17 protein-coding genes are annotated in these 20,740 nt (G+C 71.9%); 10 read left to right on the forward strand and 7 right to left on the reverse strand.

Annotated features, from left to right (window positions below; all coding sequences use genetic code 11):
- Nucleotides 1–456 precede the first annotated feature (456 nt).
- Nucleotides 457–1,524, reverse strand: coding sequence for an N-acetylglucosamine kinase (locus ACWEKM_RS12245; RefSeq protein ID WP_451621095.1), 1,068 nt, complete (start codon nucleotides 1,522–1,524; stop codon nucleotides 457–459).
- 207 nt (nucleotides 1,525–1,731) lie between these two features.
- On the opposite strand from ACWEKM_RS12245, the gene ACWEKM_RS12250 reads away from it, so the two are divergent.
- The 10 genes from ACWEKM_RS12250 to ACWEKM_RS12295 all read left to right on the forward strand — a co-directional run bounded on the left by ACWEKM_RS12250 (nucleotide 1,732) and on the right by ACWEKM_RS12295 (nucleotide 13,958).
- Complete coding sequence (locus tag ACWEKM_RS12250) at nucleotides 1,732–2,700, forward strand: MurR/RpiR family transcriptional regulator (protein WP_451621096.1); 969 nt, start codon at nucleotides 1,732–1,734, stop codon at nucleotides 2,698–2,700.
- On the forward strand, nucleotides 2,700–3,452 hold the full coding sequence (locus tag ACWEKM_RS12255) for a sugar isomerase domain-containing protein (RefSeq protein WP_451621097.1): 753 nt from the start codon (nucleotides 2,700–2,702) through the stop codon (nucleotides 3,450–3,452). Before ACWEKM_RS12250 ends, ACWEKM_RS12255 begins: the two co-directional genes overlap by 1 nt.
- A 67-nt stretch (nucleotides 3,453–3,519) precedes the next feature.
- Complete coding sequence (ngcE, locus tag ACWEKM_RS12260; RefSeq protein WP_451621098.1) at nucleotides 3,520–4,950, forward strand: N-acetylglucosamine/diacetylchitobiose ABC transporter substrate-binding protein; 1,431 nt, start codon at nucleotides 3,520–3,522, stop codon at nucleotides 4,948–4,950.
- Nucleotides 4,951–4,962: 12 nt separating this feature from the next.
- A complete protein-coding gene (locus tag ACWEKM_RS12265; RefSeq protein WP_451621099.1) occupies nucleotides 4,963–5,877 on the forward strand; it encodes a carbohydrate ABC transporter permease in 915 nt (304 codons plus the stop codon).
- 13 nt (nucleotides 5,878–5,890) lie between these two features.
- Nucleotides 5,891–6,805, forward strand: coding sequence for a carbohydrate ABC transporter permease (locus tag ACWEKM_RS12270; protein ID WP_451621100.1), 915 nt, complete (start codon nucleotides 5,891–5,893; stop codon nucleotides 6,803–6,805).
- 13 nt (nucleotides 6,806–6,818) lie between these two features.
- The gene (locus ACWEKM_RS12275; protein WP_451621101.1) at nucleotides 6,819–7,823 is read left to right on the forward strand and encodes an ADP-ribosylglycohydrolase family protein; all 1,005 of its coding nucleotides are present in this window, start codon (nucleotides 6,819–6,821) and stop codon (nucleotides 7,821–7,823) included.
- A 5-nt stretch (nucleotides 7,824–7,828) separates the two neighbouring features.
- The gene (locus tag ACWEKM_RS12280) at nucleotides 7,829–8,932 is read left to right on the forward strand and encodes an ADP-ribosylglycohydrolase family protein (protein ID WP_451621102.1); all 1,104 of its coding nucleotides are present in this window, start codon (nucleotides 7,829–7,831) and stop codon (nucleotides 8,930–8,932) included.
- A 235-nt stretch (nucleotides 8,933–9,167) separates the two neighbouring features.
- On the forward strand, nucleotides 9,168–10,130 hold the full coding sequence (locus tag ACWEKM_RS12285) for a hypothetical protein (protein ID WP_451621103.1): 963 nt from the start codon (nucleotides 9,168–9,170) through the stop codon (nucleotides 10,128–10,130).
- Nucleotides 10,131–10,182: 52 nt separating this feature from the next.
- Entirely contained in the window at nucleotides 10,183–12,438 is a 2,256-nt protein-coding gene (locus ACWEKM_RS12290) for an Ig-like domain-containing protein (protein WP_451621104.1), read from the forward strand.
- A gap of 275 nt (nucleotides 12,439–12,713) precedes the next feature.
- Nucleotides 12,714–13,958: an MFS transporter gene (locus ACWEKM_RS12295; protein WP_451621105.1), complete on the forward strand. Its 1,245-nt coding sequence runs from the start codon at nucleotides 12,714–12,716 to the stop codon at nucleotides 13,956–13,958.
- Nucleotides 13,959–13,983: 25 nt separating this feature from the next.
- On the opposite strand, the gene ACWEKM_RS12300 is transcribed toward ACWEKM_RS12295, so the two are convergent.
- The 6 genes from ACWEKM_RS12300 to ACWEKM_RS12325 form a co-directional block, all read right to left on the reverse strand.
- Nucleotides 13,984–14,859 carry an MmyB family transcriptional regulator gene (locus ACWEKM_RS12300; protein WP_451621106.1) on the reverse strand — a complete coding sequence of 292 codons (876 nt, stop codon included), beginning with the start codon at nucleotides 14,857–14,859 and terminating at the stop codon, nucleotides 13,984–13,986.
- 87 nt (nucleotides 14,860–14,946) lie between these two features.
- Entirely contained in the window at nucleotides 14,947–15,804 is an 858-nt protein-coding gene (locus ACWEKM_RS12305; protein WP_451621107.1) for a class I SAM-dependent methyltransferase, read from the reverse strand.
- Nucleotides 15,801–17,333, reverse strand: a complete 1,533-nt coding sequence (locus ACWEKM_RS12310; RefSeq protein ID WP_451621108.1) for a 4-hydroxyphenylacetate 3-hydroxylase family protein — start codon at nucleotides 17,331–17,333, stop codon at nucleotides 15,801–15,803. The genes ACWEKM_RS12305 and ACWEKM_RS12310 overlap by 4 nt, the downstream gene beginning before the upstream one ends.
- On the reverse strand, nucleotides 17,330–17,920 hold the full coding sequence (locus tag ACWEKM_RS12315) for a flavin reductase family protein (RefSeq protein WP_451621109.1): 591 nt from the start codon (nucleotides 17,918–17,920) through the stop codon (nucleotides 17,330–17,332). The genes ACWEKM_RS12310 and ACWEKM_RS12315 overlap by 4 nt, the downstream gene beginning before the upstream one ends.
- A complete protein-coding gene (gene asnB, locus ACWEKM_RS12320; protein WP_451621110.1) occupies nucleotides 17,917–19,737 on the reverse strand; it encodes an asparagine synthase (glutamine-hydrolyzing) in 1,821 nt (606 codons plus the stop codon). The genes ACWEKM_RS12315 and asnB overlap by 4 nt, the downstream gene beginning before the upstream one ends.
- Nucleotides 19,737–20,567 carry a hypothetical protein gene (locus tag ACWEKM_RS12325; RefSeq protein WP_451621111.1) on the reverse strand — a complete coding sequence of 277 codons (831 nt, stop codon included), beginning with the start codon at nucleotides 20,565–20,567 and terminating at the stop codon, nucleotides 19,737–19,739. The genes asnB and ACWEKM_RS12325 overlap by 1 nt, the downstream gene beginning before the upstream one ends.
- Nucleotides 20,568–20,740: the final 173 nt, after the last annotated feature.

Raw genomic sequence — 20,740 nt, forward strand, 5'->3', positions numbered from 1 at the left:
GCGCCGGAACCGGCGCGTCCAGGCATCAAGGCGCCCGACCCCGGCGTGCGTACCGCGCCGGGGGTCGCGCGAGGGCCTGGCCGACCGGCCCGGCGCCGAGGCGGCGAGGGCGTCGCGGACCTCGGTGAGGCTCGGCGGCGCCTGTGGACCAGCGCTCGCTGCGTCGGCACCGTCGCCACCATGGATGTCCTCGCCGGTGCGCGCGACGCGGCGGGGACACCGTCCCGGCCCCGCCCCGCCCTCGGCCGAAGGCGCCCCCACATCGGACGACGCAACTGACCTCCATGTCCGGCCCGGCAGGACCGGTGAGAACCCCGCGGACCTGGGCAACACCGGCAGGCCCCCGTCGGCTTCAGCGGACGGTCCGCGTCCCCCGTCGGGTCTGCCGCGTGTCGTGCCGACCGCCGACTGCGATGACAGCCCGGGGGGTCTGCGGGGCGCCGAGGACCGCGAACGTCAGGCCGGGTTCATCGTCCCTGCCGCCGGTGCGGTGGAGAGCCGCTGGTGGAGCGCCACGGCTGTCTGCTCGCCGAATCCGCCGGCCGACCGCGCCGCGAGCCACGCGGCCCCCGCTGCTCCCGGCGCCGAGAGCAGCACCGGCCCCGGCCAGCGCTCGGCCAGGGCCTCCTGCACGGCGGTCCTGACCGGCCCGGGAGAGGTGAGCACGCTCCCCGCCAGGACGATCGGCGTACGGTCGGCGGGCGTCCGGATCTCGCCGACCGTGGCGACCAGCCGGATCGCGGCTGTCCGTGCGATGTCGCGGGCCAGCGGATCCCCCGCTTCGGCGGCCTGGGTGACGAGCGGGGCCAGGCGGGCCAGTTCGGGGGCCGAGCGGTCGTATGTGGAGAGCACGAGCCTGCGCGCGGTCTCCTCCGGGTCCGTCACGTCGTACGAGTCCGTCACGTCGTAGGAGTACGGCGGATTCCTCGGAGGTGCGGCAGAACCGGTGTCCAGCACCGCCGCCGCCACCAGCCGGCTGAGCGGTCCCGGCGGACGTGCGGCGCACAGCTCCCGGACGGCGGCGCGCATGGCCTGTCTGCCGAGCCAGAAACCCGATCCCTCGTCACCGAGGAGCCAGCCGAGTCCGTCGGCGCTCCGCACCAGTTGCCGGTCCTCGATCCGGGCGGCGATCGCTCCGGTGCCGGCGATGAGTACCGTCCCGTCAGGTTCCGCGGTACCCGCGGCGAACGCCACGACGACATCGCCGGTGACCTGTACCGGGCAGGTGAGCCCCGCCTCGCGCCAGGCATGCCGGAACGACTCCGCGACGTGGGGGTCGGTCAGCCGGCCCGCACCGGCGATGCCCATGACCGCTGCCCGGACCGACGCCGCGTCGATGCCGGACAGCGCCGCGCGGACCGTCGACCCGACCGCCCGGGCCGCCACCGGGGGCACCTGTGTGTTGGGGTTCGCGCCCGGCCCTTCGGCGTAGCCGGCACGTTCGCCGGCGAGGGTGGCGACCAGGGCGCGGGAGGCGGTACCCCCCACATCGATGCCGAGTACGAGTGCGTCCGAAGTGACCACGGCCGACCTCCAGGGCCTAGCTAGGGGGAGCGCGGCCCATCGTCGAGCCGGCCGGCACGGGATGGCAAGGGGCGGGGTGAAAAATGTTTCTGTCGTTGACACTTGACCGACTCTCATAATAATTTTCACCGCACCGCGCAGCCTGTGAAAGGAATGTTCACTGTGACCGGAGCCCCAACTTCCTCGTCGCCCGTACCCTCGGGCGGCGTGCTGGGCCGCATACGGGCGGAGCAACCCTCCCTGCCCGAGGCTCTGCAGCGGGTGGCAGAGCAGATCCTTGCCGACCCCGCCGGAGCGGCACTGGCCACGATCGTGGATCTCGCCGAGCGCAGCAGTACCTCGACGGCCACGGTGACCCGCTTCTGCCGAGCGTTCGACTTCGGCGGGTACGCCGCGCTGCGAGTGGCGCTGGCCACCGAGACCGGACGGGCCGACCAGGCCCGGTGGGACCTGGACATCGGCCGGGAGATCCTCCCGGCCGACCCTCTCGACCGGGTACTCGGCATCGTCGCCTCGGCCGCCGGCCGGGCGGTCCAGGAGACCGCCGCACAGCTCGATCTGGACGCGCTGGACCGGCTCACCGAGGCCCTCGCCGGAGCGCGGCGTGTCGAGGTGCTGGGGATAGGAAGCAGCGCGACCGCCGCGTCGGAGCTGGTCTTCCGGCTTCAGCGCATCGGCGTTGTCTGCTGGGCCCGTTCGGACGTCCACAGCGCGCTGACCAACGCCGCGCTGCTCGCGCCGGGCGACGTGGCCATCGGGCTGTCGCACAGCGGGCGTACCCATGAGGTCGTCGAGGTGATCACCGAAGCGGCGAGCCACGGCGCGACGACCGCCGCGGTGACCAGCTTCAGCCAGTCACCGCTCGCGGAGGCCGCGGACATCGTCCTCACCTCGGCCCCGCACGAGACCACCTTCCGGCCGGAGGCGCTGGCCGCGCTCCACTCCCAACTGCTGGTCCTCGACCTGCTCTACGTGGCACTGGCGCAGCGGACCTACGAGCAGAGCTCCGAACGGTTCGCGGTGACCGCACGAGCGGTCAGCGGGCACCGGCTGCCGACGACACCCCCGATCGGTGCCAGGCGGCAGGGCGGCAGGCGCGGCACCGGCACCGGCACCGGCCTGGGCCCCCGTGATGCGGCGCCACCGACCACCAACACCCCCACTCCGGAGGATTGATGAGCATCAACCAGCATGTCTACGTCGCGGAACTCATGAAGACGCTCACGCAGGTGACCAGCTGTCAGTCGGCCGCCGTGGAGAAGGCCGCCGATCTCCTCGCCGAGTCGATCACCGGCGGTGGCGTGGTCCAGGCGTTCGGGTCCGGGCACTCCGAAGCGCTCGCCATGGAGATCAGCGGGCGCGCCGGCGGTCTGGTTCCGACCAACCGGCTCGCCCTGCGCGACATCGTCCTCTACGGCGGCGAGCCGGCCGCCGCGCTGCACGCCACGAACCTCGAACGCACCCCGGAAGTGGCGCACCGTATCTACGCGCTGGCTCCGGTACAGCCCAGCGACGTGTTCGTCATCGCCTCGAACTCCGGAGTCAATGGCGTGGTCGTGGAACTCGCCCAGCTGGTGAAGGAGCGCGGCCACGGCCTGGTCGCGATCACCTCCATGGAACACACCCGGCGGATGAACTCGCGTCATCCCTCCGGGCTGCGCCTGTACGAGATCGCGGACGTCGCCCTGGACAACGGTGCGCCGTACGGCGACGCCGTCCTCCCGCTGCCCGGCGGCGGCGCGGCCTGCGCCGCCTCCTCGGTCACGGCGGCGGCGCTCGCCCAGATGGTCGTCGCCGAGGTGATCGACCGGCTGATCAGGGCAGGGCAGACGCCGCCCGTCTACCTCTCCTCCAACATCCCCGCCGGTGACGAGCACAACGACCGGCTCGAAGCGCTCTACGCGGGCCGGATCCGCCGCGGCGCCTGACCGGAAGCGAAATCGCACGACCACAACAGCACGAGGCACCGACCGAACAGAAGGCGAGAACACCACGATGAGAAACCGACCCGCGTCGCCCACCCGCCGCGCGGTACTCCGGCGGGCAGCGGCGGCCACCGTCCTGGCAGGATCTTCGGGCGGCCTGCTCTCCGCCTGTGCGACCGGCTCCGGTCCCGACTCCGGCTCCGCCTCCCCGGCCCCGAAGGGAACCGTGAGCAAGGACAACCCGCTCGGCGTGCCGGCCGGAAAGCCGCTGGAGGTCGTCGTCTTCAAGGGCGGATACAGCGACGAGTACGCCAAGTTCGACGAGGGGCTGTACACGCGGCGGTACCCCGGGGCGAAGATAACCCACCACGGCATACAGACAGTCGGCCAGACCATGCAGCCGAGGCTGGTCGCCGGAGACCCGCCGGACGTCATCGACAACACCGGCGCGGGGCGGCTGGACCTCGTCTCACTGGTCAACGACAAACAGCTCATGGATCTCGCCCCGCTGCTCGACGCGCCCTCGCTCGACGACCCGTCGAAGAAAATCAGGGACATCCTGCTCCCCGGAGTGGTGGACACCGGCACCTTCGACGGCACCTGTTACACCCTCAACTACGTCTACACCGTCTACGGGATCTGGTATTCCAAGCCGTTGTTCGCCCGGCACGGCTGGCAGTACCCGGGGACCTGGGACGAGATGATGGCGCTCTGCGCCGAGATCCAGAAGACCGGCCTGGCTCCCTGGACCTACCAGGGCAAGTACCCCGAGTACATGAACGACCCGCTGCTCAGCATGGCCGCCAAGGCAGGCGGCATGGAACTGATCAGAGCAATCGACAACCTGGAGCCCAACGCCTGGCATCAGGAGGGGATGACGGCCGCGGTGGAGGCGATCTACGAGCTTGCCGCGCGCGGCTACATCATGCGCGGATCGGACGGACTGACGCACACCGAAGCCCAGACCGCCTGGGGGCAGGGCAAGGCGGCGTTCATCCCGTGCGGTTCATGGCTGGAGAGCGAGCAGAAGGGGGTGACCCCGGCCGGATTCGACATGGTCGTCTCCCCCACGCCCCGGCTCTCCGCCGCCGACAAGATGCCGATGACCGGTATCGAGGGCGGTGCAACGGAGACCTTCTTCGTCCCGGCGAAGGCCAAGAACCCCTATGGCGCCATGGAGTTCCTGCGCATCATGCTCTCCCGGACGGCGACCAGGAAGTTCGCGCAGCTCGCCAGCGCCCTGCCCAGCACGGTCGGCGCGGCCGACGGCGTCGGCCTGTCCAGCGGCCTGTCCTCGGTGCGCGACATGGTCAACGCGGCCGGCAAGGACGTCTTCGTCTTCAACTTCGGCGGCTGGTACGCCCCGATGGGGACAGCGGCCGCCGGCGCCACCGGTGAACTCCTGACCAGGCGGATCAAGCCCGCCGAGTGGATCAACCGCATGCAGAAGGCCGCCGACAAGGTCGCCAGGGACTCTTCCGTCAAGAAGTACAAGCGCTGATCGGAGGCGATCATGCGTTATGGCAAGTACCGCTTTCTCGCAGGCTTCCTGCTGCTACCGCTGGCTCTCTACTCGGTGCTGGTCCTCTCCCCGTACGGCCAGGCGTTCTATCTGGCCATGACGGACTGGCGGGGCGTCTCCGCCCAGCGGAAGTTCATCGGAGCGGACAACTTCGTGCGTCTCGCCCACGACCCGATGTTCTGGGCGGCGCTGCGCAACAACGGTCTGATGCTGCTCGTCATACCGCTCACCACGGTCGCTCTCGCCCTGGTCCTCGCCTCGCTGCTCAATCTCGGCGGGCGCGGACGGCGGGCATCCGTCGAGGGCATGCGCGGAGCGGCGTTCTACAAGATCGTCTACTTCTTCCCGCAGGTGCTGTCGGTGACGGTCGTCGCCGTGCTCTGGAATTTCATCTACACCCCGAACTCCGGTCTGCTGAACGGGTTTCTGAACGCCGTCGGGCTCGGCGGGCTCACCGACTCCTGGCTCGCCGATCCCGATGTCGCCCTGTGGGCGGTGATGGCGGTCATGGTGTGGAGCGCGGTGGGCTTCTATGTGGTCCTCTTCTCCGCGGCCATGCAGTCCATCCCGCGCGAGGTCCTGGAGGCGGCGCTGCTGGACGGGGCCGGCACCCTTGCGACCTTCCGGCACATCACGCTGCCGCTGGTGTGGGAGAACGTCCAGGTCGCCCTGGTCTACCTGGGCATCCTCGCGATGGACGGCTTCGCGCTCGTGCAGATCATGACGGTCGGACCGGGTGGCCCCGACAACTCAACCGAGGTCCTCGGCCTCGGACTGTGGCGCAACGCCTTCACCTACGGCCGGTTCGGTTACGCCTCCGCCCTGGGCGTCGCCATCCTCTTCCTCACCCTCACGTTGGCAGCGCTCACGCTCCGGTTGTCCCGGCGCGAGCGGATCGAGTACTGAGAGGGCCAACCCCATGGCGACAGCCACCAAGCGGCCGGGGCCGCCGCACACCGAGGCCGGCCCGGCGCGCCCGGGCCGCCCCGTCCGGCCCCACGCCCCAACCAGGACCGGCCGGTTCAGACCGTTCTCCCACGCCTTCCTCGCGATCTGGGCGATCCTCGTCACCTTCCCGCTGCTGTGGGCTCTGCTCAGCTCGTTCAAGACCGACCGGCAGATACTCACCAGCCCGTGGAGCCTGCCGGACCGGCTGCACCTGGACAACTGGGTGCGGGCCTGGACCCACGCGTCCATCGGCCGGTACTTCTTCAACAGCCTGATCGTGGTGGGCGGCGCGCTGCTGCTCACCATGCTGCTCGGTTCGATGACTGCCTACTGCCTGGCACGCTACAAGTTCCCCGGCAACCGGCTGATCTACTACCTGTTCGTCGGCGGGATGACCTTCCCGGTCTTCCTCGCGCTGGTCCCGCTGTTCTTCATCGTCAAGCAGTTGGGCCTGCTCGGCACCTTCCACGGGCTGATCCTGGTCTACACCGCCTACGCCCTGCCGTTCACCGTGTTCTTCATGACGGGGTTCTTCCGCACCCTGCCGCAAGAGGTCGCCGAGGCGGCGTTCGTGGACGGGTGCTCGCACTCCGCCGTGTTCTTCCGGGTGATGCTGCCGATGGCCAGGCCGGGGCTGGTCAGTGTGGGCATCTTCAACTTCCTCGGCCTGTGGAACCAGTACCTGCTGCCCGTGGTGCTCAATCCCGACGAACACCACTACGTACTCGCCCAGGGACTGGCCGCGCTCGCCGTCAGCCAGGGGTACCGCAGCGACTGGAGCGGGCTGTTCGCCGGCCTGGTCATCTCGATGCTGCCGGTGCTCGTCGTGTACGTGCTCTTCCAACGTCACATCCAGGCCGGGGTGACCGGCGGCGCCCTGCGATGAAGAGAGGAACCAGATGAAGGCGAGCGACCTGCGGAACCGCGCCCGGGGCTGCATGCTCGGACTCTCGGTCGGTGACGCGCTGGGCCGGCCCGTGGAGACCCTGGAGCCGGTGGAGATACGCCGACAGTACGGTCGGCTGACCGAGCTGCTGCCCGACGCCGACGGCCGCTACGGCGGCACCGACGACACCGAGTACGCCGTGTTCGTCGTGACGCTGCTCTCCGCGCACGGCCAGGAACTGACCTCCGACGCGGTGGCCGACGCCTGGCGGACCGGACTGTGCGGGCGGGAGACCCTCGGGGTGGCCGGATTCAGCGAGCTGGGAGCCGTCCTGGCGCTGCGGCGCGGACTGGATCCGCCCCACACGGGTCGGCACCGGCACGCCTGGAGCGACGGACTGGCCATGCGCGCCGCGCCGTACGGGATCTACGCCGCGGGCCGACCGCTGGAGGCCGCCCGGCTCGCCGAGGTCGACGGCACGGTGACCCACGACGGGGAGGGAATCCTCGGCGGCCGGGCGGTGGCCGCCGCAGTTGCCGCAGCCATGACCGTCACCGGGCCCGGCGAGGTCGTCGAGGCCGCGCTGACCGCGATACCGGCGGACAGCTGGACGGCCCGCGCCACCGGCCGGGCCCGCGCCGTGGTGGCGAGCGGGGCACGGGGCGACGACCTCACCGACGCGCTGCACGAGGCGGTGGTACCACGCCACTACGAGTTCAGCGACCTGGCACCCGAAGCGGTGGCGCTGGCGCTGGGCGCGTACCTCGCTGCCGACGGCGACATCGAGGAGTCGGTGGTGACCGCGGCCAACCTCGGCCGGGACGCCGACACGATCGCGGCGATCGCCGGCGCCATCGCCGGCGCCGGGCGCGGCCCGGCCACGATCCCCGCACGGTGGGCGGACCGGATCGGACCGCTGAGCGGTCTGTGTATCGACGCGGTGGCCGGCGTGCACCCCGCCGAGGCCGCGGACCTGCTCTCCGAGGCCGCACTACGGGACGGGATGTGGACACGATGACCACGATGACGGAGCATCGGGCGACTGACCGGGTCCGTGGCGCGCTGGTCGGCCTGGCCATCGGCGACGCGGCGGGCTGGCCGGCCGGGTGGCATCGCTCGCACCGGTTGGTCGAGTGGACCCGGCGGGCACGGAACAACCTCGACCGGTTCGCCGAGGACCACCATCTGACGACGCTGCCGGTGCCGTTCGCCCTCAACCAGCCCGTCGCACCGCTGCGTCTTGGCCCCGGGGACGACGCGGAGTGGGCGGCGTTCACCGCGCTGACCCTGCTCGCCCAGGGACGCCGGGATCCCGACGCCGACCGGGCCGCGATCACCTCGGCGTGGCTCGACCTCGCCGCCCGCACCGGTGAGGAGACCGTCTGGGCGAGGATCTCGGTGCAAACGGCGCTGGACAACCTCAACCGCGGACTGCGGCCGCCGGCCAGCGGACACGACAACCCGCACCACTTCGACGACGCCGCGGCCGTACGCGCGGTGGCGATCGGCGCCCGATACGCCTGCGATCCGGCCGCCGCCACGGCGGTCGCCGCCACGGACGCCGCGGTGACCCAGTCCGGTGACGGCGTCCACGCCGCCCGGGCGGTCGCGGCCGCGATCGCCGTGGCCTGCGATCCGGCGGGCGACCTGCCGACGGTGACGGCCGCCGCGCTCGCCGAACTGCCCGCGGTGAGCGCCGTGGGCCGCGAGGTCCGCGCGGCGCTGGCCCTGGCCTCCGCGGCGCGGGGAGCGTTCGCCCTGGTCCCCGCGCTCAGCGACGAGGTGACCGATCCGGTCTACAGCTACGGCGTGGCCGCCTCCGACACCCTCGCGGTCGCGTTCGCGATGGCCGTGGCCGCCGACGGGCGGCTGACCGAGGCCGTCCCCGCAGCCGCCTGCCTGGCCCGTACCGCGGACTCCGCCCCGGCCCTGGCCGGGGCCTTGTGCGGGGCCCTGAACGGTTTCAGCGCGCTGCCCGCGGCCTGGACCGCCGTCGGCCGCCGGCTCGAAGGCTGCTGCCTGCCGGACACCGCGGGGGTCGATCTGGTCGATCTCGCCGATCGGCTGTTCGCCGCACCGCCCGCCACCGGATCGCCGGTCGTCGCGTCTGCCGCGCAAGGGGGCTGACCGGTGCTCCGGCCCCCGGCCGCGCTCGGTCGCGGTCCGCCCGGTGCACGACCCGCAGCACGACCCCTCCCGGTCCGGCACATGGTTCGCCGGTGCCCCGTCTTCGCGTTCCCCATCGCCCGAACCCCGGCGGTCACCCTCTCGCACGGCGTGACCGTGGTTCTCGGCCGCGCCACCGCGCGCGGAGGGGTGCCGAGCGATACCCCTTCCCCACCCCTGGACAAGGAAGGTCGTCATGCTCAGAAAACTCGCGGCCGCGGCGCTCTCCGCGGTCACCGTATGCGCCACCCTCATCGGCCTGGACACCACCACGGCCTCGGCCGCCGACAACGCCCACCGCGGCACATGGGTATGGCAGGGGCTGGACATGATCCAGAGCCCCTCGGCCCAGGACGCGTTCTTCGCCTTCGCCGCGGCACCGCACGGCGACACCTCCTTCAAGCTCACCACCGTCTACATCGCCACAGGCGACACCTCGCTCACCGACACCGCGCTCACGAAGAAGCTGCGCGCCTTCAACCGGCGTGCCCACAGCAACGGGATGAAGGTCGAGTTCCTCGACGGTGACAAGAGCTGGGTGGTCAGCAGGGCCGCGGCCGACAGCACCGGCGTGGACCACTGCCGGAAGGTCGTCGACTTCAACGCGGCGAGTTCCCCGTCCGACCGCATCGACGGGGTCCACTACGACATCGAGCCGCACACATTCTTCGACGGCTCCTGGACCACGAACAACGGCGCCGGAACCGACGCCTACAACGACACCTACGAGGACAATCTCGTCCACATTCTGAGGACCTGCCACCAGATGGGACTGGGCGTCACCAACGACACCCCCGACTGGTACGCGCACGACGTCCAGGACATCTGGAACGCCTACATGGCCGGCGGGGTCGTCGACTACATCTCGGTGATGAACTACCACAACACCGTTGATCAGTGGATGAACGGCTACTTCGGCGTCGGCGGCATCGACCAGGCCATCGCCATGGACACCGGGGGCCTGGCCATGACCTTCGGCGCCGAGGTCCAGTCCGACCCCGACCTGAAGGGCATCTCCTTCGCCGCGGCCGGCTACCTGTGCATGAAGCAGGCCTTCGACCTCTCCGGCCAGACCTACGCCACCGACCCGAAGTACTGGGGCGTCTCGGTGCACTACTACCAGCCCTTCTCGAACATGGCCATGGGCTCGGGCTGCTGACCACAGCACTCGTTCGCGGATCAACACAACGCCCCCTGCGGAAGGAACCGACATGAGCAACACCAGCGTCAGATCGCGAAGATGGCCCGGCGCACTCCTTGCCGTGCTGCTCGCGCTGGTCATGGGCGCCGCCCTGCCGCCGAAGGCGGCACACGCGGCCGACACGACGGTCACCATCACCTCGGTCCACACGGGCGACCGGCTACCGGTCGGCACCGTGCGGATCTCCGGCACCTACACGAGCGCGTACGACCTGAAGATCTTCCTCAACGGCCACGACACCGACCGGGTGCACACGCTCGACCCGGAGAACGACGACACCGGTCGCTGGTACTACGACCTGGACACCCGCGGCTACGACGGCACCTTCGAGATCGCCGTCCAGGGGACCTCGCCGGCCACCCGTTACGGCGTCAACTCCCCGTGGGTGCAACTGAGCGTGGACAACCCCAGGGCCGCCAAGCCGGCCGTCACCGTGCTCAGCCCGTCCGAGGGCGCGCGGATCACCGGCGTGACGCCGATCCGGCTGGGTGTGCGGGGCCGCAACGGCATCTCCGCCGTCGAGGTGCGCGTCAACGGCGGCCCCTGGCAGCGGGCCGTCGCCGACGGCGACGGGTACTCCTACCTCTGGGAGCCGCACCCGCTCGGCAACACCTTCGCGAGCATCGAGGCGCGCGCCACCGACGTACGGGGCAACACCGGTTACAGCACGAGCACATACGTACCGGTCGGCGACGCGCAGCCGAAGCCGGTCGTGCGCACCCCGCAGGACCGCGCCATGTGGTTGTGGGAGGAGTCCTCCTACAACCTGGTCCACAACAAGGGTTCGCGCCGGGTGCTCCAGTCCCTGGCCGACTACCGGCCGACGTCGGCGTCCCGTCCGGTCAAGACCCTCTACTTCGGTGTGGCCCGCGACGGCAGCACCGACATGCTCAAGGACCTCAGACCCCGGACCCGGGACCTGCTCTCCTGGGCGCACGCCCACGGTTACCAGGTGTTCGCACTGATAGCCGGCGGCACCCAGCCTCCGGCACTCGGCGGGCTGGACCGCTTCCGGGACATCGCCGTGGCGGAGCTGGAGAAGGTCCTCGACTACAACCTGTCCTCCGCGCCCGACGAGCGCTTCGACGGCCTCAACGTCGACATCGAGCCGTACGTCCTGGGACCGGAGTACGCGACCGAGTCGCCGTCCTACCAGACCCAGTGGCTGGACACCCTGCAGACGCTGATCGACCGGCGGAACGCCTCGGGCACCGGCCTGCAGTTCGGGCCCGCCATGCCGGTCTGGCTCGACACCGAGGCGGTGACCTGGCACGGCCGGACCGAGACCATGGCACAGCACTTCCAGGACATGTCCGACTATGTGTCGCTCATGGACTACCGCGACCACAGTGCCGCGATCATCCAGGACGCCGCCACGGAGATCGCCTATGCCGACGAGATCGGCAAGCCGGGCTCGGTCCTCATCGGGATCGAGACCATCGATCTGGTCGCGGTCGGCGGCGATCCGTCCTGGGTCACCTTCCACGAGGAGGGGCGCACCGGGCTGGAGACGGAGGCCGCCAAGGTGGACGCGGCCTACGCCGACGATCCCGGGTACGGCGGCATCGCCATGCACCACTACGACTCGATCGTGGATCTGCCGTCCCGGTGGGGTCCGTCGGCGGTCTACCCGCCGATGCCTTCCGACAGCAGACCGCCGACGCCGGTCAGCGCGCCGCCGACGGCGAAGACCGTCGACCACAGCAGCGTCGACGTGAGCTTCGGCCGGTCCTTCGACGACTCCGAGGTGCACCACTACAACGTCTACCGGTCCACTCGGCGTGACTTCACGCCGGGTCCGGCCACCCTCGCCGGACAGACGCACGGACTGCGGTACACCGACACCGGCCTGCTGGCGAACACCACGTACTACTACCGGGTGACCGCGGTGGACACCAGCGGCAAGGCAGGTCCGGCGTCCGCGGTCACCTCGGCACGGACCGCGAGGACCACGCTTCGCCCGATCGTCGTCGACCGGCTGGACGTCACCCGGGATGCGACGACCGGTGTCGGGCACGTGTCCCTTCAGGTGGTCGACCTGGCCACCGGTCGGGGGCTCCCGGCGTCGGTGGGCGGACGGTTCACCGAGTCGGCCGGCCAATACGTCATGCTCTCCACCGGTACGGACGGGCGGGCCGCCGGTGACTCGGTCCCGCTCACGGCCGCCACCGGAGCGGTGGGATTCCAGGTGCACCGGATCGTCGCACCGGGTTACTACTGGGCATCGGCGTACGACAGTTCGCACAGCACCGAGGTGAACTGGTAACAAGCGACACAGGCCGGGCGAGCAGGTCCGTGCCTCACCCGTGGCGCGCGGGGCCGCTGGCGCTGCCACCGGCCCTGAGCCCACTGCGAGTCGGTCACGACCGGGCCGCAGAGCCTCCGGGGGACGGCGGCCCCAACCTGTGAGCGCGGGTAACAGGACGAACGCCTGCCTGGCTGCCCCAAGCAGCGGCGGAAACGATGGCCGAGCAGGGCGGCCATCAGCGTGCCGGATTCCTGCCCTTCCTCACCCCCGCCCCTGAAAGGCAGTGATCCCCTGTGAGTTCGAGCGGACAGAAGGCCGCGTTCGACCGGTGGCGGTACGCGGGTGTGTTCGTGCTCCTGTTCCTGTTCGGCACGGAGACCTTCCTGGTCTCCCCACTCCTGCCGACCATCGCGGACGACATCGACGTGTCCGAGTCCGCGGCCGCCCAGAGCGTCACCGCATACGTCCTCGTCTACGCGGTCACCGCGCCCTTCCTCGGACTGCTCAGCGACCGCGTCGGGCGGCGGCGGACGCTGCTCGCCGGCACCGTCCTCTTCCTGCTGGCCAACGCGACCGCCGCCGTGTCGACCAGCCTCGCCCTGCTGATCGTCTCGCGCGCCCTGGCCGGCCTGGCCGCCGCCGCGGCGGGCCCGGCGATCTGGGCGCACATCGCCGAGACCGCCCCCGAGCAGGTGCGCGGCCGGGCGCTCGGTCTCGGCATGGCCCTGTTCTCCTGCGGCCAGGTCGTCGGCGTGCCACTCGGCGGGCTGCTGGCCGGTGCTGCGGGCTGGCGGTCGGCGTTCCTCGCCCTCGCCGTCGGTACCGCCGCGGCCGTACCCCTGCTGCTGCGCCAGATGACCGGCGCTCCCTCGCCCGAGACGTCGGCGGCGACCCGGGGGGCGCTCGGCGCCGTGCTCGCCGCGTGGAGCCACCCCGCGCTGCGCAGGGCCCTCGTGGTCAACACCGCCTTCCACGCGGCCAACCTGGGCGCCTACACCTTCCTCGGCGTACTGCTCGTCGACCGGTTCGACCTGTCGGTGTCCGCGCTCGGCCTGGTCGGGATCCTCGTCGGCGCGGGCAGCGTGGCCGGTTCGCTGCTGGGCGGCCGGCTGGGCGACCGGTCCCGGACGCTGGGCCGCAACCATCTCCCGTTGCTGCCGGTGTGGGGGCTGCTCCTCGCGGCGGGCATCGCCCTGTCCGCCGTGGGCCCCGGCATCGTGCTCGCGCTGCTCGGCGTGACCGTCTGGTTCGTGGCGAGCGGCGGCTTCGTCATCGACCAGCAGACCCTGGCCGGCACGGCCGCCCCCGATCTGCGGGCCACCTCCAGCGCGTGGCTGACCTCGACGATGTACGCCGGTACCGGGCTCGGTGCCTGGGCGGTGGGCGCCTTCGGCGACACGGGGACCGGCACGCTCGTCATCGGGGTGGGTCTCGCCCTGGCCTCGGCGCTCGCGGCGCTCGCCGTGAACGCCGGGCTGCGCCGGACCGGACCGGCTCCCACGCCGGGCGCGGGAGCCGAGGAGCTCGCGCGGCCCTGAGCGTCGGCCGGGCGCTCGTCGAGCGTCAGCCGGCCGCGCGCTCGTCCGCGTCCGGGTCCACCGCCCGCAGCCGCCGCTCGCACAGCGCCGCCATCCGCCCCCGGTCCTGCTCGGTCAACGGTGTGAGAAGCAGGACCAGCGCGGAGGGATCGTCCACCGGGTGGAAGGACGACAGCGACAGGGCCATCGCCGCCGACCCCGGGGGCCGCACCGTCACCGTACGGGCCGTCAGCTCCGCCACCGAGTGGCAACCCCACCAGTGGCGGAGCTCCGGCGCGTCCTCCTCCAGCCGGTCGTAGAGCTCACCCGTGCGCGGATTGGCGAGCGCGGGGCCGGCCTGAGCGCGGAAGTGCTGGAAGATGTTCATCGCCAGCGGCTCCCAGTCGTGCAGCACGGTCCGGACCCGCGGGTCGGCGACCATCAGCCACATCAGGTTGCGCCGGTCGGCCGGCAGGGTCTCCGGGCTGCCCCACAGCGCGCTCCACGGCGCGTTCCAGGCGAGCAGGTCGAAGTGGCGGTCGAGCAGCACCGCCGGACTGGTCGGCCAGGAGTCGAGGATCGGCCGGACGGTCGCGGCCAGCCCCTCCGACTCGGCGTCGGACGCCACCGGTTCGTGGTAGCCGGCCAGCCGCATCGCGTGCCGCAGCGCGGCCGCGTCCAGCCGCAGCGCCCTGGCCACCGAGGTCAGCACCTGGCGGCTGGCGGTGACCCGGCCCTGTTCCAGCCAGGTGTACCAGGCCAGGCCGACCCCGGACAGCGAGGCGACCTCCTCCCGGCGCAGGCCGGGCGTGCGCCGCCGCGGGGTGGCCGCCATGCCCACGTCGGCGGGCTTGAGCAGTGCGCGGTGAGCACGCAGGAAGGCACCCAGTTCCTGGCTGGGGCCGGGGGTGTGTGGGGACATGGTGACGGCTCCTCGGCCTCGATCGGTCGTTCGGCGGCGACGGGGGCCGGGCGGCGAGGCAGTGTCGCCCGGCCCCGTGGTGTCACCCTAGGCGGTGCTCCCGGTACGCGCGGTGAGCTTCCACAGCCGTACCGGCATCGCGCTCACCCGTCCCTGCCCGTGCTGCCGTTCCCAGGCGACCCGGCCGACCGCCCGGAAGAACTCCGCCCGCAGTCCGGGCGCCAGCACGGAGGCGTAGTAGTCGCCGAACGTGGCCGCGTGGAAGTGCTCGTACTGGGCCGCGTCCCCCACGGTGACCACTGCCTCCCGTTCCCACCAGTCCTCGATGGTGAAGAACTCGCCCAGCAGTTCGGCGAGTTCGGCCGCCGGACGGGTGCGGGTCGCAATCGGCAGGACGCCGTGGTCGTCGAGCAGCCCCGGCACCGACTCCCGTGGGACGCCGAGGCCCGTCAGTGCGTCCCGCACGATGTCGTCCTCGCCGCCGAGCCCGTTGTCGTCGCGCGCGGGGTGATACGTCGTCAGCAGAAAGCTGCCACCGGGCGCGAGCTGGTCCCGCACCCAGGCCAGTACCCGGTGCTCCACCGGGTACAGCCAGTGCAGCACCGAGGTCATCGTCACCACGTCCGCCCGGTACGGCAGCGGGGCGGGCGCGGTCAGGTCGGCCGGGTGCAGGGCCACCCGGGCGCCGTACGGGCGCAGCCGCCGGCCCGCCTCGGCGATCCGGTGCTCGGAGCGCTCCAGTCCCACGGCCAGCCGCAGCGACGGGTGGCGTTGCAGCGCCGCCTCCAGCAACTGGCCTATGCCGCTGCCCAGATCGACCAGCACACCGGGCTCGCCGGTCACCCGGTCGAGCACCCAGTCGCGGTCGTGTACCTGGCGCAGGCTGCTGGCGTCCTCGTACCCGCCGAGGGTGCGGGCCTGGGCCTCGGTGTCGGACAGGGTCACGGGTGCTCCTCACGGGTGGGTGCCCCGGTGGCGGGACGATTCGGGTGCGGCGTGTCGGGACCGCTGGGTGACGGTGCGGCGATGAACTCCTCCAGGCGGCGCCGTACGTCGCTCTGGTCGTACCGCTTGAACAGGTTGATCCGGTTGCGGGTGAGGTCGCCGCGGTGGACGACCTCGTAGAGGTGCTGGCGCTGGCCGAAGCCGTCGCCGGTCAGCTCCCACGCCAGCCGCAGCAGCCGGGACTTGCGTTCGGCGTCGATGCCCCGTCCGCGCATATAGCGGTCGAGCAGGGGACGCAGCCGCGGATGCGCGAGGTCGTTCTCGGTGGGCTGCATCAGCAGTCCCGAGGCCCCGATGCGGCGGAGCACGTCCACCGCGCTGTCGGCCACCTCTGCCGACCAGACCCGGCTCGCGGCCGTGTCACCGGGAGCGAGCAGCCCACCGTCGGTGACGGCGGCGCGGGCCTCGGCGGCGTCGAGGAAGATCTCGGTCAGTTCGGTGTACGACGCGATCCGGCCGAGGTCCTCCTGGATGTTGCGGAAGCCGTCGACGCCGATGCTCTCGGCGACCAGGGTGGCGGTGGCCAGCAGGGTGCGCAGCCGCTCCCGGTAGCGGACGTGCCCGATGTACGCGGACCAGGCGTTGATCCGGGCCAGCCCGGTGCGGGCCAGATCGGCGTCCTTCAGCAGGAAGACCCGGTGCCAGGGGACGAGGACGTCGTCGAAGAAGAGCATGGCGTCCTGCTCGTCGTAGCGGGACCCGAACGGGTGTGCGTGGCCCCAGGGTTCGGCGCCCAGCGGCTCCCGGCACAGCGTCACGAGACCGGGGGTGTTCAGGGGCAGCGCGAACCAGACGACGAACTGCTCGCCGCGCCGCTGGGTGAACGAGGCCGACAGATAGACCAGCACCTCGTGGGCGAGGGGGGCGAGCGTGGTGAGCTGCTTGGCGCCGCGTACGACGATCCCCCGGTCGTTCTCCTCCAGGACCCGCAGCGCGAGGTCCGGGTCGTCCACCGGGTCGGCGGAGCGGTCGATCTGCGGATCGCCGAGCGCGTGCGACAGCACGAGGTCGTTCACGGCGCAGTACCGGTACCAGGCTTCCGCGTTGGCGCCGAAGCCCGGCCGGGACCGCTCCAGCCGGTTGCGGAAGTCGTAGACGCCGACCGCGATCGATGCCATGAAGGCGGGGGAACGGCCGTGCTGCCCGAAGGCGTTCGCATGCCAGAACTCGGCGTTCTTGCGCTGTAGTTGCAGCTCCTGAAGGGTGCGCGGTGGCTGGTAGGCACGGGCCAGCCGGTGACCGCTGTCGGGGTCCTTGTAGGTGAGCAGTTCCTGGTGGTCGGGGTCGTGCTGGAGGTCCAGCAGGCCGGCGAGGGCGTCGACCGCCGGACGGAACGCCGGGTGCCCGGCGGGGTCCGACACCCGCTCTCCGTTGAGATACAGCTCGCGGCCGTCGTCGAGTTCCGCGCGGTACCGGTCGCCGGTGAGCAGCCCCCGGCCGGTGTCGGCGGAGGTGTCCAGGAGGGTCATGTACGGGCTCCCGTCGAGGGTAGGGGCGGGCGGGCGAGTGAGCGGTACTCTCCGTGGTGGTAGATCAGCGGTTCCCCGGGCACCGCGTCCGCGGCTGCCACCCGGCCGACGAGGACGGCGTGGTCCCCGCCGGGCAGCACGGCGTGCAGCCGGCAGTCGAACCAGGCCAGGCAGTCCTCCAGCACGGGCGCCCCGGTCACCTTGGGATGCGTCGGGGCCACGGTGAACAGCCCGAGGGCGCGCCCGGCACCCGGCGCCGCGAAGTGCCGGGCGAGCGGCTCCTGATGGCCGGCCAGCACCGACACGGCGTACCGGCCGTCGGCGCGGACCGCGGCCGCGAGCGGGCTGCGGGCGCTCACCGCGACACTGACCAGCAGCGGGTCCAGGGAGAGGGTGCACAGGGAGGAGACGGTCTTGGCGAAGACCTCCTCGCCGTGCCGGGCGGTGATCACCGCGACCCCGGTGGTCCAGCGACGGGCGGCGTCGCGGAAGGAGTCGGCACTGGCGTCGCCGCGGCGGCCGGGGAGCGCCCCGCCGTGCGGGGCGGCGGCGGGGCGGGCCGAGGCACCGGTGTGCGGGGCGCTCATCGCAGCCCCACCCGGTAGGCCCGCAGCCACTCGTCGACCTGCACCAGATGGTCCAGTCCACCGACCGGGTTGGGCGCGGTGCGCGGGCTGGGCAGGGTACGGCCCTGTGCCAGGGCCCGGCGTACGGTCTCCCGGTCGACCAGTTCGAACACCGGGGCCGCGGGGTCGGCCAGCAGGTCGTGGGCGCGCTCGGTGAGCACCTGTGTGTAACGGACGGCGGGCGTCGACGGATAGCCGCTCTTGGGCCGGTCGGTGACCTGGGCCGGCAGCAGGTCGCGCACGGCGTCCCGCAGCAGCCCCTTCGGGCGGCCGTCGGGTGCCTTGAGGGACCACGGCACGTTCCACGCGTACTCCACGAGACGGTGGTCGCAGAACGGCACCCGCACCTCCAGGCCGACCGACATGCTGACCCGGTCGACGCGCTCCAGCAGCGGCGGCAGCCAGCGGGTCAGCGCCAGGTGGAACAGCTGGCGCACCCGGCGGTCCGTGCCCGTCTCGCCGGGCAGCGCCGGCGTCTGCGCCAGCGTGGCCCGGTACTGCTCGGCCGTGTACTCCTCGGGCCGGACCTCGGCCCGCACCTCCGGACGCAGCAGATCGGCCGGGGTGGCACGGCCGTGCAGCCACGGGAAGGTGTCCGCGGCGCGGGCGGCCGGGTCGTGGAAGTAGGGGTAGCCGCCGAAGATCTCGTCGGCGGCCTCCCCGGACAGGGCGACCGTCGAACGCCGGCGCACCTCGCGGAAGAGCAGGTGCAACGAGGCGTCCATCTCGCCCCAGCCGGGCCGGTCGCGGGCGCGCAGCACGGCCTGCCGGGCCTCAAGGAGGTCGTCGTCGGGGATGACGACCGAGGTGTGCAGGGTGCCGATGTGCTCGGCCGCCGCCTTGACGAAGGGGGCGTCGGCGCCGGTGCGCCAGTCGTCGGGTGCCCGGTCGGCGCTGCCGGGGAAGTCCACGGAGAAGCTGCTGACCTTGCCCTGCCCGGTTCGTTCCCGGGCCAGCGCGGCGAGCGCGGTGATGGCACTGGAGTCGACGCCCCCGGACAGCAGCGTGCACAGCGGCACGTCGCTCATCAGCTGGCGCTCGACCGCGTCGGCGAGCAGGTCGCGTACCGTCCGCCGGGTCGTGGCTGAGTCGTCGGTGTGCTCCCGGGAGACCAGGTGCCAGTAACGCGACTCGCGGGTCACGGAGCGCCGTACCCGGACCAGATGGCCGGGGCGCACCTCGCGCAGCCCCCGGAAGAGGCCGTGCCCCGCGGTGGGCGCGGCGGGCAGCGCGAACAGCTCGGCGATGCCCTCGGCGTCCAGCTCGGCCCGGAACGCGGGGTGGGCGAGCACGGCCTTCGGCTCGGATCCGAACAGGACGCCGCTGGCGTGCGCGTGCCAGTACAGCGGTTTGATACCCAAGTGGTCGCGGACCAGGAGCAGTTCCTCGGTGCGCCCGTCCCACAGCGCGTAGCCGAAGATGCCGTTGAAGCGCCGGGGGGCGTCCGCGCCCCACTGCAGATGCGCCCGGAGGACGACCTCGGTGTCGGAGCGGGTGCGGAAGGTGTGGCCGAGTCCCTCCAACTCCCGCCGGAGGTCGGTGTGGTTGTACAGCTCGCCGTTGTAGGTGAGCACCGTGTCGTGGGCCTGGGACGGCTGGGTTCCGCCCTCGATGTCGATGACGGACAGCCGACGGTGGCCGAGTGCCACGTGCCGGGAGAGCCAGGTGCCGGAGGCGTCCGGCCCTCGGCAGGCGAGTGTCTCCGTCATGCTCGTGACGGTGGCGGCGTGGCTGCGCAGATCGGTCTCCCAGTCGAGCCATCCGGTGACGCCGCACATCACCGCTCCCCGGAGGGGTCGGCCGGCAGGTCCCGTGGTGCGGTCGCCTCCCAGCGGCAGCCGTGCCCGGTGGGGCCGGTGCGCAGGCTGTGGGACGGCTCGAAGCCCTTGGCGCGGATGTTCGCGGACAGGGCCTTGGTGCAGTAGGTGCAGGGCGAGGCCAGGGTGATGCGGACGCCGGAGCGGCGGGCCTTCTCCCGGTAGTCCCAGATCGAGCAGTGGGTGATGGTCAGCGCGGCCCGGGTGGCCCCCTCGGTCTCCAGGCCCTCGTCGAACTCGTAGTCGGAACCGTACAGTTCGGCCTGGCGGGCGATGCGGTGCACGGGGTCGGCGGCACCCCGGCCGTGGTCGGGCTCCACGTCACGGTGCACCTCGGCGATGGCAGCGGCCCAGGTGGCGAGCACATGTTCGCCGTACCGCGCGACGAGGAAACGTTCCATCAGGGCCTGGCCCCGGAAGAAGACGCGCTGCCAGTCCGCGGAGCTTCCGGTGGTGGGATCGGGCAGGTCCGCGAAGATCTCCGACTGCAGCGCGAACCAGTCGGACAGATGGGTGTTGTTGTGGCGCGCGGCCAGCAGCCGGGTCAGCCCGGACTCCGCCTCGTGCAGCCGCTGCCGCCACAGGGCCGACCGATCGGCCTCCGGCATGCTCCGGTAGGTGTTGCGCAGCGGGTTGGCCGGCTGCGGATTCGTCCTGGTCGTATGCGGGCCGCCCAGTACGGCGGTGACGGGGCGTCCGGCCTCCCGGGCGTCGACGCTGTCGTCCGCGGCGGTCGATGGAACCCCGTCGGAACCGCCACGCGCGATGCCTCCTATGGGCGCATCGCTCATCTCGGATCTCCTTCGCAGTGGGGAGCGGACCGGTCGGGTCCTGTTGTCCGGCAACGCTACGAAGGGCGCTGACCACGTCAGAAGCCCCGAAAGGCGGCGTCGACGGCGACCATCGGAGCCCGGTGACTGGTCCGAAGGTCGCCCCCGCGCACACGCCGATGGGCGGGCACTCG

It is taken from the genome of Streptomyces sp. NPDC004752 (assembly GCF_053601275.1).